Annotated in this window: 11 protein-coding genes and 1 pseudogene; 11 read left to right on the top strand and 1 reads right to left on the bottom strand. The window is 54.7% G+C overall.

Annotation, left to right across the window (positions count from 1 at the left end):
* The 11 genes and pseudogenes from CINSTRO3249_RS03715 to gndA all read left to right on the top strand — a co-directional run.
* On the top strand, positions 1 to 229 hold a 229-nt coding region (locus CINSTRO3249_RS03715; RefSeq protein ID WP_143146879.1), incomplete at its 5' end, for an integrase core domain-containing protein.
* Positions 230 to 268: 39 nt separating this feature from the next.
* Positions 269 to 1888, top strand: a pseudogene (locus tag CINSTRO3249_RS03710) (membrane-bound PQQ-dependent dehydrogenase, glucose/quinate/shikimate family); the annotation flags it as partial.
* A gap of 896 nt (positions 1889 to 2784) precedes the next feature.
* Positions 2785 to 4200, top strand: a complete 1416-nt coding sequence (locus CINSTRO3249_RS03700) for a mannose-1-phosphate guanylyltransferase/mannose-6-phosphate isomerase (RefSeq protein ID WP_074012245.1) — start codon at positions 2785 to 2787, stop codon at positions 4198 to 4200.
* Positions 4201 to 4573: 373 nt separating this feature from the next.
* Positions 4574 to 5947 (top strand): phosphomannomutase CpsG, encoded by a 1374-nt coding sequence (cpsG, locus tag CINSTRO3249_RS03690; RefSeq protein ID WP_074012243.1) that lies wholly within the window; start codon positions 4574 to 4576, stop codon positions 5945 to 5947.
* Positions 5947 to 6744, top strand: a complete 798-nt coding sequence (locus CINSTRO3249_RS03685) for an ABC transporter permease (protein WP_074012242.1) — start codon at positions 5947 to 5949, stop codon at positions 6742 to 6744. The genes cpsG and CINSTRO3249_RS03685 overlap by 1 nt, the downstream gene beginning before the upstream one ends.
* The gene (locus CINSTRO3249_RS03680; RefSeq protein ID WP_074012241.1) at positions 6744 to 8048 is read left to right on the top strand and encodes an ABC transporter ATP-binding protein; all 1305 of its coding nucleotides are present in this window, start codon (positions 6744 to 6746) and stop codon (positions 8046 to 8048) included. Before CINSTRO3249_RS03685 ends, CINSTRO3249_RS03680 begins: the two co-directional genes overlap by 1 nt.
* A 12-nt stretch (positions 8049 to 8060) precedes the next feature.
* Positions 8061 to 10196: a methyltransferase domain-containing protein gene (locus CINSTRO3249_RS03675; RefSeq protein WP_074012240.1), complete on the top strand. Its 2136-nt coding sequence runs from the start codon at positions 8061 to 8063 to the stop codon at positions 10194 to 10196.
* Positions 10197 to 10208: 12 nt separating this feature from the next.
* On the top strand, positions 10209 to 12740 hold the full coding sequence (locus tag CINSTRO3249_RS03670; RefSeq protein ID WP_074012239.1) for a glycosyltransferase family 4 protein: 2532 nt from the start codon (positions 10209 to 10211) through the stop codon (positions 12738 to 12740).
* 114 nt (positions 12741 to 12854) lie between these two features.
* Positions 12855 to 13988 carry a glycosyltransferase family 4 protein gene (locus CINSTRO3249_RS03665; protein WP_074012238.1) on the top strand — a complete coding sequence of 378 codons (1134 nt, stop codon included), beginning with the start codon at positions 12855 to 12857 and terminating at the stop codon, positions 13986 to 13988.
* 8 nt (positions 13989 to 13996) lie between these two features.
* The gene (locus tag CINSTRO3249_RS03660) at positions 13997 to 15115 is read left to right on the top strand and encodes a glycosyltransferase family 4 protein (RefSeq protein WP_074012247.1); all 1119 of its coding nucleotides are present in this window, start codon (positions 13997 to 13999) and stop codon (positions 15113 to 15115) included.
* Positions 15116 to 15241: 126 nt separating this feature from the next.
* The gene (gndA, locus tag CINSTRO3249_RS03655) at positions 15242 to 16648 is read left to right on the top strand and encodes an NADP-dependent phosphogluconate dehydrogenase (RefSeq protein ID WP_074012237.1); all 1407 of its coding nucleotides are present in this window, start codon (positions 15242 to 15244) and stop codon (positions 16646 to 16648) included.
* 958 nt (positions 16649 to 17606) lie between these two features.
* Here the strand turns inward: gndA and CINSTRO3249_RS03645 are convergent.
* Positions 17607 to 18131: IS3 family transposase (locus CINSTRO3249_RS03645; RefSeq protein WP_125933110.1), on the bottom strand; the 525-nt coding region annotated here is incomplete at its 5' end.

The raw sequence follows: 18131 nt of genomic DNA, 5'->3' as shown, positions 1-18131 counted from the left end.
CGGCGACTCCTACGATAATGCGATGGCAGAGAGTATCAACGGGTTGTACAAAACGGAGGTTATCCACCGCGGGAGCTGGAAAAACCGGACGGAAGTGGAGTTGGCCACGCTGGACTGGGTGGACTGGTACAACAACAGAAGGCTGCTCGGGCGGCTGGGTTACATCCCTCCTACTGAAGCCGAAATGAACTATTACGCTTTGCAATTAGCATCAGAGGAAGCGGCGTAGTATTGCCAAAATTACTCTCTAATAAACTCGGGGTTATTCATAACGTGCCGCGGGGTGTCTTATCATGAAATGCCTGCGGCGAGTGCGGCGAATGTCGCGCAAAACGCAGCGCAGGATTGTCCGCGGCGCATTTTATTGCCGGTTAACAACGGGCATCTTTATGCACTGAACGCCGATACCGGCGCCCGCTGCGACAGTTTCGCCGACCAAGGCGATCTGAATTTACAGGCGAATATGCAGGTAACCACCGCGGGGGAATATGAACCGACCTCGCCGCCCGTCGTTACCGATAAGGTGATCATTGTCGCGGGGGCGGTAACGGACAACTATTCCAATCATGAACCTTCAGGGGTGATACGCGGCTTTGATGTGGTCACCGGCGCACTATTGTGGGCGTTCGATCCCGGCAATGCCGAGCCGAACGCCATCCCGGCCGACGGTAAGAATTATGTTGCCAACTCCCCCAATTCCTGGGCGCCTGCCGCCTATGATCCTCAGTTGGATATCGTCTATCTGCCGATAGGCGTCGCCACGCCCGATATCTGGGGCGGCAACCGTACCCCTGAGATGGAGCGCTTCGCCAGCGGGATCCTGGCGTTGAATGCGACCACCGGTAAATTGGTCTGGTTCTATCAAACCGTTCACCACGATTTATGGGATATGGACGTTCCGGCCCAGCCGACGTTGGTAGACATTACCAATCAGCAGGGAGAGAAAGTCCCGGCGATTTATGCGCCGGCCAAAACCGGCAACATTTTCGTGCTGGATAGACGCACCGGTACGCCGATAGTGCCGGCGCCGGAGCGACCGGTGCCGCAAGGGGCGGCCAAGGGAGATCATGTTTCGCCGACGCAGCCGTTCTCCGATTTGACCTTCCGGCCGAAAAAGGATTTGACCGGTGCCGATATGTGGGGCGCGACCATGTTCGATCAACTGGTGTGCCGGGTAATGTTCTATAAGCTGCGCTATGAGGGCATTTTTACGCCGCCTTCCGAACAGGGAACGCTGGTCTTCCCGGGGAACCTCGGCATGTTTGAGTGGGGCGGGGTGGCGGTGGATCCGCAGCGCCAGGTGATGATCGCCAATCCCATGGCGTTGCCTTTTGTGTCGCGCTTAATACCTCGCAGCGCCAACAACCCGATAGAGCCTGAAAAGGGCAAGAGCAGCAGCTCCGGCTCCGAAGCGGGTCTGCAGCCCCAATACGGGGTGCCCTATGGCGTGACGCTGGAAGCCTTCTTGTCGCCCTTTGGCTTACCCTGCAAGCAGCCCGCTTGGGGATATATCGCGGGCGTGGACCTGAAAACCCACACTATTGCCTGGAAGCATCGCATCGGAACCGTACGCGACAGTTCACCGTTGCCGCTGCCCTTCAAAATGGGCATGCCGATGTTGGGCGGACCGATTGCGACCGCCGGTAACGTGATGTTTATCACCGGGACGGCCGACAATTATATCCGCGCGTTTGACGTCACCAGCGGTAAACCGCTCTGGCAGGATCGTTTGCCGGCCGGCGGTCAGTCCACGCCGATGACCTATGAGGCAAACGGCAAGCAATATGTGGTGACCGCCGCGGGCGGACACGGTTCGTTCGGCACCAAGCTGGGGGATTACATCATTGCCTACGCGCTGCCCGATGAACCTTCATCGCCGGCGAAATAAGCTAAGCGTAGCCCCAGGAGACGTTACCGCCGGCAAAACAAGCCGAGCACTGCCGGAAGGGGTATCATCGCCGGCGAAGTAAGCTAAGCGTTGCCGTAAGAGAGGTTACCGCCGGCGAAATAAGCCGAGCACTGCCGGGAGGGGCATCATCGCCGGCAAAATAAGCTGAGCGTAGCCCCAGGAGACGTTACCGCCGGCGAAACAAGCCGAGCACTGCCGGAAGAGCAATCACCGCCGGCGTTAGTCATCACCACGGGAGGGTCGATAGCGATATCGGCCCTTTTTTTTGTCCGTAAATGTGGAACGCGCCCGGGCCGCGGGGCCGCCATTTTTATCGGTTTGTCGCCCTCCGGTGTACTGGCCCGGCACAGCCGGTCCCGGCGTCACAGCAGGACAGTCCGGGCGAAATGCGCTGAGTAGGCGTTCTCGCGCCCCAGCCCCTCTGACCGGGCCAGGCACCGCTGGCCCGGCTTCGATGGGCGGCAGGTTGCAAAAATCGCTTACGCCCCACGGGGTGCGAACTGCGGGCGCCCTACGCTCTTCCCTATATGGTTTATAGTTATCGCTATCAGGGGAAGAGTAGAAGGGAGCAGGCCGAGGGTGTTTCGCGCACGGCGGTGACACCACAGGCCGCCTTATGCCGCGGCGCGCTACGCAAAGCAGGGAAAAAAGCGCGCCGGGCGTTTTACGCCTACAAACATGCCGGCGGCCTACCTGCGACGGCACGGGCAATTGATCGTGACGATGTGCAAGTGTATGCTCAGGACAATTTTTTCCTTAACTCTTTTGGCTTGCCTCAAAGGTGAAAGGCTAGGCTCCGTTAATGTCGCGCGCTATCCCCAACGGGATGTCTGCGGCAAGAGCGCATCTTTCTTCCTATGGCGAAAAGGACATGTATGTTGCTTCCCGTAATTATGGCCGGTGGAACCGGCAGCCGTCTGTGGCCGATGTCGCGTGAGCTCTATCCCAAGCAGTTTCTCACACTGCATGGTGACCACTCCATGCTGCAGGAAACGGTGCTGCGTCTGGAAGGGCTCGATACCCGTCAGCCGCTGGTGATTTGTAATGAGGAGCACCGGTTTTTGGTGGCGGAACAGCTGCGGCAAATCGACAAGTTGTCGCAAAACATCATCCTGGAACCGGTCGGGCGTAATACCGCCCCGGCCATTGCGCTGGCCGCCTTAAGCGCTGTCGTGGACGGTGATGATCCGTTGCTGCTGGTATTGGCCGCCGACCACGTTATTGAAGATGAGAAAGCGTTTCATCGCGCTATTATGCAGGCGCTCCCCTATGCCCGCAGCGGCAGTCTGGTGACGTTCGGCATCGTGCCCAGCGCGCCTGAAACGGGTTACGGTTATATTCAGCGCGGGGCGGCGCAAAAAGAGGCCGCGGTCTTCCAGGTGCATCGATTTGTGGAAAAACCGGATCTGGCCACCGCTGAGCGTTATATCGCCAGCGGCGATTATTACTGGAACAGTGGTATGTTTCTGTTCCGCGCTAAAAAATACCTCAGCGAGCTGGGTAAATTCCGCCCGGATATTCTGTCGGCCTGTGAGAAAGCCATTGAGTCGCCCCAGGCGGACAGTAATCAGGAATTTATCCGTGTCGATAAAGACGAATTTATCACCTGTCCCGATGACTCGGTGGATTATGCGGTGATGGAAAAAACCGCCGATGCGATGGTGGTACCGCTGAATGCCGGCTGGAGCGATGTCGGATCCTGGTCGGCGCTGTGGGAAGTCAATCAAAAGGACGAGAGGCAGAATGCCCTGACCGGCGATGTTTTCCTGCATAATACCGCCAATTGTTATATCAATACCGATGAGAAAATGGTGGCGGCTATCGGGGTAAATAACCTGGTGATAGTGAACACCAAGGATGCGGTGCTGGTCGTCGATAAAGATAAGGTGCAGGACGTCAAGAAAGTGGTGGAGTATCTGAAAAACCACGCCCGCAGCGAATATCGTCGCCATCGCGAATCTTACCGGCCCTGGGGGCGCAACGACACGGTGGTCAATGAAGCCCGCTATAACGTCAATCGCATCACCGTTAAACCGGGCGGGATGTTTTCGTTGCAGATGCATCATCACCGTACCGAGCACTGGGTCGTTCTGTCCGGCACGGCGCGGGTGACGGTGGAGGACAATTCCTTTTTGCTGACCGAGAACCAATCTACCTTTATTCCGGTCGGGTCGGTGCACAGTTTGGAAAATCCGGGCAAGATTCCGCTGGAGTTGTTGGAGATCCAATCAGGATCTTATCTTGGGGAAGACGATATCATTCGGTTAAAGGATCCTTACGGTCGCTGCTGATTGCCGGCAACGCGATGCATCCGGCTGATTTCAGGATTAATCTGCTGTCTGGCCGGGTCACCCTGCTTTACCCTCGCGCCTGCGGTGCAATAATGTCGATTGCAATACAATGCGGTTCAGACCAGAAAGGCTATTTTTCCTTCATGTGTGACGATGCGGTTTTCTCGCCGTTAACCCCTAGGGCAGTAGGCTGGCACCGGCTCGTTCCCGACGCCGGGGAGAGGGCGTGCATCGCGATAAGGGCAGGGTGGGGAAAATGAAGCCGATGAAGGGGCAATCCCGCGGGCAGCGAAAATCCCATCTGGTTCCACTATCGCGGTAGATGATAGAATTACCCTATCGGTATTACTGTCAAAAACATTTTGAGGGAAACATGGCTGTTCTATCCTGTTTTAAGGCCTATGACATTCGGGGAAAATTGGGCGCGGAGCTCAACGAGGATATTGCTTACCGCATCGGTCGCGCCTACGGCGAGCTACTCAAGCCGCGCAGTATGGTGGTCGGCGGTGATGTGCGTCTGACCAGCGAGGGATTAAAACAGGCCCTGGCGCGCGGGTTGAACGACGCCGGCGCTGACGTGCTGGATATTGGCATGAGCGGCACGGAAGAAATTTATTTCGCCACCTCCCATCTGGGCGTGGACGGGGGTATTGAAGTGACGGCCAGCCATAATCCGATGGATTATAACGGGATGAAGCTGGTGCGCGAGCAGTCCCGACCTATTAGCGGCGATACCGGTCTGCGCGCCATTCAGCGTCTGGCCGAGGAGAACGCTTTCGGACCTGTAGCGCGGGTGCGGGGAACACTGCGCCGCGTCGACGTCTTGTCGGCTTATGTCGATCATCTGCTGGGATTCATTGACCTTGCCCGATTTCGTCGGCCGATGACGCTGGTTATTAACTCGGGCAATGGCGCTGCCGGGCATGTGGTGGACGCGATTGAAGCGCGGTTCCAGGCCGCTGGCGCGCCGGTGTCCTTCGTCAAAGTGCATCACCAGCCGGACGGCCATTTTCCCAACGGTATTCCCAACCCCCTGCTGCCGGAATGCCGACAGGATACCACTAATGCCGTGAATAACGCCGGCGCCGATATGGGTATCGCTTTCGACGGCGATTTCGACCGTTGCTTTTTATTCGATGAGCAAGGGGGCTTTGTTGAAGGTTATTACATTGTCGGCCTGCTGGCAGAAGCCTTTTTGCAAAAACATCCCGCCAGCAAAATCATTCACGATCCCCGTCTGACCTGGAACACCGAAGACATTGTGCGTCGTGCCGGGGGTACGCCGGTAATGTCAAAGACCGGTCATGCGTTTATCAAAGAACGGATGCGCGCCGAAAACGCCATTTACGGCGGGGAAATGAGTGCCCATCACTATTTCCGTGATTTCTTTTATTGCGACAGCGGGATGATTCCGTGGCTGCTGGTGGCCGAGCTGATGGCGGTGCGAGGGCAGTCACTGAGCCAACTGGTGGGCGAGCGGATGCGTGCCTATCCGGCGTCGGGGGAAATCAATCGCACCTTACGCGATGCCGGTGCCGCGCTCGCAAGTATTCAAGCGTATTATGCGGCGGCGGCCGTCGAGATAGATACCACGGATGGCCTGAGCCTGTCGTTCGCCGATTGGCGCTTTAATGTTCGCAGTTCTAATACCGAACCGGTTGTCCGCCTGAATGTAGAATCCAGAGGAGATGTCGGTCTGATGGAAGAGAAAACGCGCGAAATTCTTGCTTTGATGGATAGTAATTAATGCTTAACGGTTTGTTAGACGGTGTGCTCCGCTATCGCGGTTTTATCGCCGACAGTATCAAACGGGATTTTCAATCTCGTTATCAGAGCAGTTTCCTGGGCGCCCTGTGGTTGATATTGCAGCCAGTGGCCATTATCGTGGTGTATACCGTCATTTTCGCGGAGTTGATGCGTACGCGATTGGCGGATATGCATGGTCCTTTTGCCTACAGCATTTTCCTGTGCTCCGGCATTCTCACCTGGGGGCTGTTTACTGAGACGCTTAAAAATTTGGTGCGGGTGTTTATTACACATGCCAATATTCTGAAGAAGCTCAGTTTCCCACGGATTTGTCTGCCTATCATTATTGCATGCTCGGCGATGATCAATTTCTGTATCATCTTCAGCCTGTTTATGATCTTTTTGATCGTGTCCGGCAACTTCCCCGGCTGGATAATTCTTGAGATGATCCCGGTATTGATAATCCAAATGACATTCACTATCGGTCTGGGCATTATCCTTGGGGTTATGAATGTTTTCGTGCGTGATATCGAGCAATTTGTCAGCATTTTACTTCAATTCTGGTTTTGGTTTACGCCGATCGTTTATGTCAGTAAGACTCTACCGGAATCGGTGCGGGGTTTGTTAAAACTCAACCCGATGACCAGTATCATTACCAGCTATCAAAACATCTTTCTCTACCATAGCGGCCCGGATTGGTGGGGGCTGATGCCGGTTGCCGTAATATCGCTGCTGTTGATTGTGATGGGCTGGCGCATGTTCAAAAAACATTCAGCAGATATTGTGGACGAACTGTAATGAATAACATATCCGTAACGAATGTTGCCAAAGCCTACAAGCACTACCCGACGAAATGGCTGCGTATTCTCGAAAAAATACAATGGGGTTTTACGCCGCGCCATCAGAAGAAGTGGGTATTGCGTGATATCAATTTCGCGGTAGAGGCGGGGGAGTCGATAGGTATTGTCGGTGTTAATGGCGCCGGCAAAAGTACGCTGCTGAAATTATTGACCGGAACTACACAGCCGACAGAGGGAAGAATCGACGTTCAAGGCCGCGTCGCGGCGCTCTTGGAGCTGGGTATGGGGTTTCATCCCGATTTCTCCGGCCGGCAAAATGTTTTCATGTCGGGGCTGATGCAGGGGCTTACACGGGACGCTCTGACGGCGCTGATGCCGGAAATCGAAAAATTTGCCGATATTGGTGAATATATCGATCGTCCGGTACGCATCTATTCCAGCGGCATGCAGATGCGTTTGGCGTTCGCTGTCGCCACCGCCACTCGACCGGATGTGTTAATCGTCGATGAGGCTCTCTCAGTAGGTGATTCACGGTTTCAGGCAAAATGCTATGCGCGTATCGCCGAATTTAAACGTCAGGGTACGACTTTGCTGTTGGTTTCCCATAGCGCCGGGGATATCGTTAAACATTGCGAGCGGGCCATCTTTCTTAAGGATGGTCATATTGAAATGGATGGCGCTGCACGCGATGTTACCAACCGCTACCTGGACGAGCTTTTTGGCAAGCCAGGCTCAAACAGGCCCGCTGCGCCGTCCCAGGCTAAGCCACAGGCGACTGGTTTGGCCGGGCAGTTTCATGCCGGTTGCGAAGATATTTTTCATACCCGGCCTGGTTATCGACCGGAAGAATATCGTTGGGGGCAAGGCGGCGCGAAAATCCTGGATTACCTCATTCTTGCTGATGGTGTGGAGTATCCCGCCAACATAGTCAGCAATCAATCGGTAGATTTCATCGTTAAAGTGCAGTTCGACTATGATTACGATAATGTCGTGCCTGGTTTATTGCTGAAAACCTTGGACGGTCTCTTTTTATATGGGACCAACTCGTTCCTCGCCTCGAAAGGTAAAGAGTATATCTCTGTGAGCAAGGGCGAGATTAGGGTGTTTAAGTTTTCTTTCCCGGTAAATTTGAATCAGGCCGATTATTTACTTTCATTCGGTATTTCCGCAGGTAATCCACAGCTGGATATGACGCCTTTAGATCGCCGGTATGATGCGATCATTCTTCACGTCAGTCAGGGCATGGAGTTTTCCGGTATTGTTGATCTGAATTCCACATTCACATTATATGAAAAAGCTTAAGGGAATCGGGCTATGAGTAATGCTTTACAGCAATTCGTTTCCGATCTGCCTGAAATTTATCAGATGGTTTATGCTCACCCTGAATGGAATGAGGCGGCTTCGCGCGATTGTTTACCGCGTTTGCAAATTATTGCCGCCGTCTATGACAGATTATCCCTGGCGCTGGACCGCCCTTTACGGGTGCTAGACCTGGGCTGCGCGCAGGGTTTCTACAGCCTGAGTTTGGCCGAGAAAGGTGCCAGTGTGAAGGGTATTGATTTTCTGCCGCAAAACGTTGCCTTATGTGGGGCGCTGGCCGATGAACATCCTGATTTTGACGTTACCTTTGTTGAAGGACGGATTGAGGAAGTCATTGATCAATTGGAGAACGACCAATTTGATTTGGTCATCGGGCTGAGCGTATTCCATCATCTCGTGCACGGGCATGGCACCTCTAAAGTGCAACAGTGGTTGACCCGGCTATTGGATCACGTGGAAATTGCCTTGCTGGAGCTGGCGCTGAAAGAAGAGCCGCTCTATTGGGGGCCCTCGCAACCAGATAGTCCGCTTACGCTGTTCGAGCATAACGCATTCTATCAACAATTAGCGGAATATCCGACTCATCTTTCCGCTATCAAACGTCCCTTATATTTGCTTAGCAACCGACGGGTGCTGCTGGGGGACTTTTGCCGGCCTTTTACGCGTTGGAGCAAGCGGCCCCACAGCCAATCCGACGACGCGCATCACGATAGCCGCCGGTATTACTTTGGCGGTGACTTTTTTTGCAAAGTCTATCATGCACAAGTGCAAAATCGGGCGCTGAGCGATGAGGAGAGGGAGCGCAACCGGCAAGAGCTTCATCAGGAGATCGATTTCCTGTCGCGGGCGCCGGCTGAGTTTCCCGTGGCGCGGTTATTAGCCAGCGGGGAAAATGAGTGGCAGGGTTGGAATATCCTGTCGAAACTGCCGGGTGAATTACTCGACGGTAAGCTGTTGGCATTGACGGCGGCCGAGCGGGAAAACGTACTTCATCAAATTTTGCAACAGCTCGCCAGTCTTGAGCGCGCCGGGCTCTATCATGACGATGTCCGCACATGGAATATTTTGGTGGACGAACGGCTACAGATCCATATCATCGATTACGGCTCTATCAGTAATAAAAAAGCGGATTGCGCCTGGCCTGAGAATTTGCTACAGGCGTTTTTCGTTACGCTTAACGAAATTGTTTCGCCGTCCACATTTCATCTTGCGCACAACCGACCTTTGTTGCTCAGCCCCCTAAATTTACCGGCGCCCTATGCACAATGGCTGTATGCGTTTTGCCAGCACAAGCCGCAGGAATGGTCCTTCGCGTTACTTTTAACGCTTTTTGAACGCAAAGCAACATTGCCGGTGCCGCTTGATACCTGTAGTGCGACGGAAGTCTGGATTGCCGCCTGCGAGAAATGGTTATTGCAGCGTGAGCGTTACGACAACCATTTGCACCATGGGCATCAGCAAACGCAAGATAGTCTTGCCAGCGCAATGCGCGAGGAAATGGAAAGCAGGTTCAGCCGTTTGTACGAGGATCTTGCGGCAAGTGTGGAACAATTGCAGGAACTGGCCGCAACCGTGCAATCGCGGCATTACCGGTCGCGCGAAAGCGAGCAGGGAGCAAATGCATCGCAGGATGAACCTAAAACCGATGCGCTCGTCGACAGCGCGCTTGCCGAGTTAAGCCGGGAAGCGCTAACTAGCCATTATCAAGCCGCCGCGCGTCAAGCAATGGAGCTGCGCCGTGAGAACCGTCAACTAAAGGATCACAACAGAGCGCTGCTGGAAAGTCGCTCCTGGCGCCTTACCTCACCGTATCGCTATATGGGCCTGCAGGTGCAGTTGTTACGCCAACATGGTGTAAAAGGCCGTGCCAAACAGGTTATCAAACGTTGCGCCCGTGGTGCGTTGTCTTTTCTGCAGCGTCATCCAGCGTTGAAGTCCCGCGCCGTCGCGTTGCTACATAGAAGTGGGCAATATGAGCGGGCCAAGCGGATTTATCGCCGCGTTGCGCCAGCGCCGCAACGGGATCTGACCCTTAATCACCAAGCGCTCCAAGCCTGGAGCTTACAAGATCCCCAACGCCGACTGCCGCCCGCGGTGAATACCATCTTTGATAAATTACGCATTAAATAATGAGAGGTTTTGATGCATATTCTTATTGATGTGCAAGGATGCCAGTCTGGTAGCCGATTTCGCGGTATAGGCCGCAGTGCGCTAGCCATGAGCCGAGCCATCATTAAAAATAAGGGCGATCACCGAGTGAGCATCTTGCTTAACGGTATGTATCCTCTGGAGCGGATCGATGAAGCCAGGCAAGCCTTCAGCGATCTATTGCCTCCCGAGGAGATGTTCGTTTTTTCCGGGGTTGGGCCGATAGCGTATATTGATAAAAATAATCATGTGCGTAATGCCCTTGCCGCCGAGGTAAGGGATATTGCGATCGCGAATGTCCGCCCCGATATCGTCTTTGTGACGGGTTTTTTTGAAGGTTATTGGGATGAGTATATCACCACGGTGCCGGAGAAGCCTGTGGCATGGAAGACGGTATGCGTTTGTCATGATCTTATCCCGTTATTGGATAAGCCTTTTTATTTCGCCGATAAACTTTTCGGCGCCTGGTATATGGAAAAGCTGAAAAATTATCAGCGTGCGGACGCTATTCTGGCGATTTCCGAATCGTCGCGAAAAGAAATGCTGGACCATACCGCCTATCCTGCCGAGAAGCTATTTCATATCTCCTCCGGCGTGAGTGATCAATTTCAGGTTCGGCAGTATAGCGATGAGCAAAAGGCGCGTTTGCGCCAAACCTATCATTTGCCTGATGCGTTTGTCATGTCGCTTGCTATCGATGAGCCGCGCAAAAATATTGCCGCATTGATCAAGGCTTACGGCGCTTTGGACAGCAGCTTGCGCCAGCAGTATCCGCTGGTGTTAGCCTATAAGCTGAATGAATATGACCTGCTTAAGTTTAAGCATCTTGCCGCCGACAGCGGGATTGCGTCCGAACAATTGATCTTCACCGGTTACCTGCCCGATGACGATCTGATAGCGCTTTACAATCTTTGTACCGTCTTTGTTTTTCCCTCGCTGCATGAGGGATTCGGCCTGCCACCGCTTGAAGCAATGAAATGCGGCGCCGCCACTTTGGGTTCAAATACCACGAGCGTGCCGGAAGTGATCGGCTGGGTTGAGGCCACCTTCGATCCCCGTGATATTGATGCGATGCGCGCTAAGCTACAGCGGTCGCTGACTGATGAGGATTTTCACCGGCAGCTCAAGGCGCATGCATTAACGCAGGCGGCGAAGTTCTCATGGGATAACACCGCCAGGCTGGCACTCGCTTGCCTTGATACGTTGGATGTGCAAGATGCGGCGCCCGCCACGTCGGCCGGACTGGATCTTGTGGCGTTTACCGAAAGTGTTATCAATGACATCAATCGTTACCCCGAGGTTAGCGAGTGCGATAGGCTCGATTACGCCTGGGCAGTGGCGCAAAACAATTTTAGCGGTCGGCGCAGAAAGCTGCTGGTCGATATTTCGGAACTGGCGCAGTGCGATGATAAATCGGGTATTCAGCGAGTTTCGCGCAGTATTTTGTTTGAATTGCTGAATGGCGATATCGCCGGCTATGATGTACGTGCAGTGTATTATGTCAATGACGAATGTTATCGCTATGCCAATCATTTTGTACGGCAAAACTACGGCATTGATTTCGGAGAAGATGAGCCGGTGTTGTTCAGTCATGGTGACATCATGCTGGTCACCGATCTGACGATTTCGTTTTTCCCGCAGGTGTTGCCTAGTATTGACAAGGCGCGTCGGGCCGGCAGCCATGTTTATTATGTGGTACATGATATTTTGCCGATCAATAATCCAGAATGGAGCAGTGAGGGAATGCAGCAATTATTTCCCGACTGGTTACAATGGGTGGCGACCTATGGTACGGGGATCATCTGCGTTTCGGCGAGCGTGGCGGACGATGTTCGCGCGTGGGTCAACGTTCATCAGCATTTAAATCTCAACAAGCACTTATCCATCGATTATTTTCATCTCGGCGCTAATCTCGAGTCAAGCCGGCCCACGTGTGGTATTCCCGGCCGTGGCAAAGCCCTGCTGGAGACACTCAATCAACACCCCAGCTTCTTGATGGTGGGTACCCTCGAACCCCGTAAAAGCCACGCGCAGGTTTTGGCCGCGTTTGAGCTGTTATGGGCCGAAGGTCATGACTATCGCCTGGTGATTGTGGGTAAACACGGATGGAACGTTGATGAGCTGGTGGAGCGGATTAAGCACCATTCAGAGCTTAATCGCCGTTTGCACTGGCTGCAGGGCGTTAGCGATGAATACTTGGAGCGATTATATCACGCCGCCGACGCGCTCATTTTCTCCTCCAAGGGGGAGGGATTTGGTCTGCCTTTGATCGAGGCGGCGCAGAAAGGACTGCCGCTAATTTTGCGCGATATTCCCGTGTTTCGCGAAATCGCGGGCGATCACGCTCTGTATTTTTCCGGCGAGGGTGGGGAGCCTCTTCGTGACACCATTGTGGCGTGGCTGGCGTTAAACGCTCAGCAAGCCGCCCCAGACTCAAAGGGAATTTGTTGGCTGACATGGAAACGGAGCGCCGCGCTATTGCTCAGCAAACTTCCGCTGACGCAGGGCACAACGATTTCGCTGTAACTTGGTCAAAGTGGGGCGGCATTGAGCGCGCCGTTCCGTTTCGTCAGGTTGATATTGTCCGGCCAGGGCATCTGGCTGACTCCCTGGTCGCTATGAGAATGGGAACTTCCCTGAATGAAAATAGTGTTTGCCACCGATGCGATCAAATATCCCTTAACCGGGATTGGCCGTTATGCGCTTGAGTTGATTAATCAACTGCAGCGGGCGCCGGAGATCACCCAACTGCGCTATTTTCGCGGGTTGCGCATCGGCGATACCCTACCGGAGTATCATGTTCTACCGTCTTCGAGCGGCGCATTGCAGGGCTGGCTTAAACGTCGGGCGCTGCTGATTGAGGCCTTTCGCGCCATCTATCCCCGACTGCAAAAACGGGCGCTGCGCCCGTATAAGGACTTTCTTTATCACAGTCCTAACTATTATCTGCCGGCGGGATTGCCTCGGGCGATAACGACTTTTCACGATATCTCAGTTTTTACTACTCCCGAATTTCATCCCCCGGGGCGCGTGCATTATTTGGCGAAAGAGATGGAAGCCAGTTTGACGCGCGCCAGCCGCATCATTACCGTTTCCGAGTACTCCAAAAATGAGCTGGCGGCGTATTTCAATTATCCGGCTGAGAAGATTGATGTTACGCCACTGGCGTGCAGCGATTCGTTTTATCCCCGCCTCGAGGAGGCGGCTGCGCCACTCATGGCGCGGTTGGGAATAGCTTATGCTGGCTATACCCTATTTACCGGCACTATTGAGCCGCGCAAGAATTTAACCGTGTTGCTTGACGCTTATGAGCAACTTCCTCAAGCGTTGCAGCAACGCTATCCGCTGGTGTTAAGCGGTTACAAAGGCTGGGGCAGCGGTGCCGAGCATCAGCGCTTTGAACGCGGTAGTCGTGAAGGGTGGGTTAAATATCTGGGCTATGTGGCGCAAGAGGAGCTACCGATTTTATTTGCCGCCGCGCGCTTATTTGTGTTTCCCTCATTGTATGAGGGATTCGGCTTGCCGGTATTGGAGGCCATGGCGTCAGGCGTGCCGGTGGTGTGCTCGAACGCGGCATCGCTGCCGGAGGTGGCGGGGGATGCGGCGTTCATTTGCGAACCGCGGGATGTCGACGCCTTAAGCGCGGGGATAGCACAGGGGCTGCAAGACGAGGTGTGGCGCGCACAGGCCCGCGTCGCCGGTCTGGCCAATGCGCAAAAGTTTTCCTGGCAGCGCTGCGCACAGGATACGATGAAAGCTTATTTAAAGGTTTGATGGGGTCTATGCTGAAAGTATTGCATTTTTATAAAACCTACTATCCCGACTCTTACGGCGGCATTGAGCAGGTCATTTTTCAGCTGTGTGAAGGCGCCCCGGCCTACGGTATCGATTCAACCGTACTGGCGCTGAGCCCACGTGGCCACGGTGCGCTGATGCCCCTGGGGCAGCATCATACCGCTTATAGCGCCGTCAATTTTGAATTCGCCTCCACGCCTTTTTCCTTTGGCGCCATTGCGCGTTTTCGTCAACTGGCGGCCGAGGCCGATGTGGTCCATTTCCACTTTCCTTATCCTTTCATGGATATGGTGCATTTTTTGGCGGCGAATACCAAACCCACCGTGGTTTCTTACCATTCAGATATTGTGAAACAGAAATTCATCCTGAGAATGTATACGCCGCTGATGCGCTATTTTCTCGGCGATGTCGATCGTATCGTCGCCTCCTCACCGAATTATGTCGCCACCAGCCCGGTATTGCAGCGCTACCAAGCCAAGGTGTCGGTGATCCCCTTCGGTCTCGATCGTGCGTCTTATCCGCCGCAAGATAAGGCGCGCGAGGCCCAATGGCGCAGCCGATTTGGCGAGCGCTTTTTTCTGTTCATCGGTGCGTTTCGTTACTACAAAGGCTTGCATACGCTGGTCGAAGCGGCACGCAGCGCGCCTTACCCTATCGTCTTGATCGGCGTGGGGCCAATGGAGGCGGAGCTGAAAAAACGATGTGCCGAATTGGGGCTTGAGAACATGCATTTTCTCGGCGCTTTGCCGGATGTGGACAAAGCCGCGCTGCTGGAAAGTTGCTATGGTGTGGTTTTCCCGTCCCATTTACGTTCGGAAGCGTTTGGCATTACGCTGCTGGAGGGGGCGATGTATGGCAAGCCGCTCATTAGCTGTGAAATCGGCACCGGCACCACCTATGTCAACGTCCACCGGCAAACCGGCCTGGTGGTGCCGCCAGCGTCGCCGGCGGAGCTGGCGGATGCCATGCGCCAGCTCTGGCAAGATCCCGCCCTTGCCCGACGCTATGGCGAGCAGGCGCGCGAGCGTTTCAACGCCTTATTTACCTCAACGCGGATGGTCAGTAGCTATGCTGATATCTATCGCGAACTGGCGGGACACGAATAAGGAGTGCGCAGCTATCGCACCAATCACTACCCGCAAGACACTTGCTTAGGTTAACATATAATATACATATAGACCTGTTCGCCGTACGGCGGCGGCAGGGGTCATCCTTACTACAGGAGTTGCTTAATGTCCACACAACAGATAGGCGTCGTCGGTATGGCGGTAATGGGGCGCAACCTGGCGCTTAACATTGAAAGCCGTGGTTACAGCGTATCCATCTTTAACCGGTCGCGCGAAAAGACCGATGAGGTGATCGCGGAAAACCCGGGGAAAAAGCTGGTGCCCTATTATAGCGTGGAAGAGTTTGTCAATTCGCTGGAGAAACCGCGGCGTATTCTGTTGATGGTCAAAGCTGGTGAAGGCACGGATAAAACCATTGACTCGTTGAAACCGTTTTTGGAAAAGGGTGACGTCCTTATTGACGGCGGCAACACCTTTTACAAAGACACCATCCGCCGCAACCGCGAGCTGTCGGAAGAAGGGTTCAACTTTATCGGTACCGGCGTGTCCGGCGGTGAAGAAGGGGCGCTGAAAGGGCCGTCGATTATGCCCGGTGGCCAGAAACACGCCTATGAGCTGGTGGCGCCTATCCTGGAAAAAATTGCCGCGCGCGCCGAGGGTGAAGCGTGCGTGACCTATATCGGTCCCGATGGCGCCGGCCATTACGTCAAGATGGTGCATAACGGCATCGAATACGGCGATATGCAGCTGATTGCCGAAGCGTATGCGCTTTTGAAAAACGCGCTGGGCCTGAGCAATGAGCAGCTCGCCAGCACCTTCAGTGAATGGAATAAAGGGGAGCTGAGCAGCTACCTGATTGACATTACTAAAGATATTTTCACCAAGAAGGACGAGCAGGGCAACTATCTGGTCGACGTCATTCTGGATGAGGCGGCCAACAAAGGCACCGGCAAATGGACTTCTCAAAGCTCGCTGGATTTGGGCGAACCGCTAAGTTTAATCACCGAATCGGTGTTTGCCCGCTACCTGTCGTCGCTTAAACAGCAGCGCGTGGCGGCTTCCAAGGTGCTTTCCGGCCCGCAGCACGAAGCGTTTAGCGGCGATAAGGCGGCCTTCATCGAAAAAGTGCGTCGCGCGCTTTATCTGGGCAAGATCGTTTCCTATGCGCAGGGCTTCTCGCAGCTGAAAGCCGCCTCTGAAGAGAACCAGTGGGATCTGAACTACGGCGAGATTGCGAAAATCTTCCGCGCCGGTTGCATTATTCGCGCCCAGTTCCTGCAGAAAATTACCGACGCCTATGCCGAGGATGCGGCGATCGCTAACCTGCTGTTGGCGCCGTACTTCAAAAAGATTGCCGATGACTACCAGCAGGCGCTGCGCGATGTGGTGGCCTATGCGGTGCAGCACGGTATCCCGACGCCGACCTTCTCCGCCGCCATCGCTTACTATGATAGCTACCGCTCCGCCGTCCTGCCGGCCAACCTGATTCAGGCCCAACGCGACTATTTCGGCGCCCATACCTATAAGCGTACCGACAAGGAAGGGGTGTTCCACACGGAATGGCTGGAATAACCGCTTCCGCTACCGCGCAGGCGCGTTGAGCGCTGCGCGGAAAACGTTGGAAGCCGCATTCTCCTGCGTCACCTGAAAGCAAACAGCGCCACCGGCCGGTTTTTTTTGTCGTGCCGCCGTCGCAGGTGATTTGAAACGAGTCAATTAAGGTGAAACCGTGATGTTTTGCGCTGATAGTCCTGCCTATACTGCGGGCCTTGTTCTGAAAACGCTTAAAATTGAAGGGAATCATTCATGCTTCGCTCGTTGCTCACTCATCGCCCAGGCGCCCGGCGTAACGCCGAGCACCATGCCGGGAACGCACATATTCAGCCGAATACGGCCCCGTCAGGAAGAAGGGACGGCGACATTGCCGTGACCGCCATGGGTAACGCCCCCCATTCCTGCGCTGTAAACGCAACTCAGGTCACGCTGCCGAATCACCTGCGCAGCGCCGAACAGGGCAGCGCGGTGATAACGCTTCGCCATATTGAGCAGGGCCGCTCGGCAAGCGCGGCCTCGCGCGCTGAACGCAGAGAGCCGCAGGTTAACGTCTCGTACCCCACAGGGAGGAGCACCGCGGACATTACTTTACGCGCTCAACGGGGAAGGGCGCAGGTCAGTATCGCCTGCGCGACAGGCATTAGCACGGCGTACAACGCTTTGCGCGCTGATCGGGGTGATGCGACCCAGAGAGAGACGCACCGGCCCAGGCCAACGCAGAAGGAAACATCGGCTGTCGCACCGGCATTGCCGCCCAAGGCCGCTGCTGGTGGATCGGCGCAGCATACGATCCCCCACCGGCAGGCTAACGCCGGATCTTTATCGGACCGCGTCGGGTTGCCATGGGCGGTACACGCTGTCACCCCTGCACGCCGCGATCCGCTTTTGCCCGTCATTACCCCGGCTACCGTTCAACCTGATGGTCAACCCCAGCACTGAATAACCCCGAGTTTATTAGAGAGTAATTTTGGCAATACTACGCCGCTTCCTCTGATGCTAATTGCAAAGCGTAATAGTTCATTTCGGCTTCAGTAGGAGGGATGTAACCCAGCCGCCCGAGCAGCCTTCTGTTGTTGTACCAGTCCACCCAGTCCAGCGTGGCCAACTCCACTTCCGTCCGGTTTTTCCAGCTCCCGCGGTGGATAACCTCCGTTTTGTACAACCCGTTGATACTCTCTGCCATCGCATTATCGTAGGAGTCGCCGGTAGTGCCAACTGACGCCAGGATTTCAGCATCCTTCAGACGCTTTGAATACGCTAATGAAACATATTGTGAGCCTCGGTCTGAGTGATGGATCACCCCTTTCCCTGGGCGACGAGCCCAAAGCGCCTGCTCCAGCGCATCCAGCACCAGAGATGTCTCCATCGACGTTGAGACCCGCCAGCCGACGATAACGCCGGCGAACACATCGACGATAAAGGCCACATAAACGAAGCCCTGCGCCGTTCTGACGTAGGTGAAGTCCGCCACCCAAAGCTGATTGGGCCGCTCCGCCATGAA

This window comes from Candidatus Sodalis sp. SoCistrobi, from assembly GCF_900143145.1.
Taxonomy (GTDB): domain Bacteria; phylum Pseudomonadota; class Gammaproteobacteria; order Enterobacterales; family Enterobacteriaceae; genus SoCistrobi.
The sequence above is the reverse complement of the archived record's forward strand: the minus strand, read 5'-3'. Positions and strand labels throughout refer to the sequence as shown.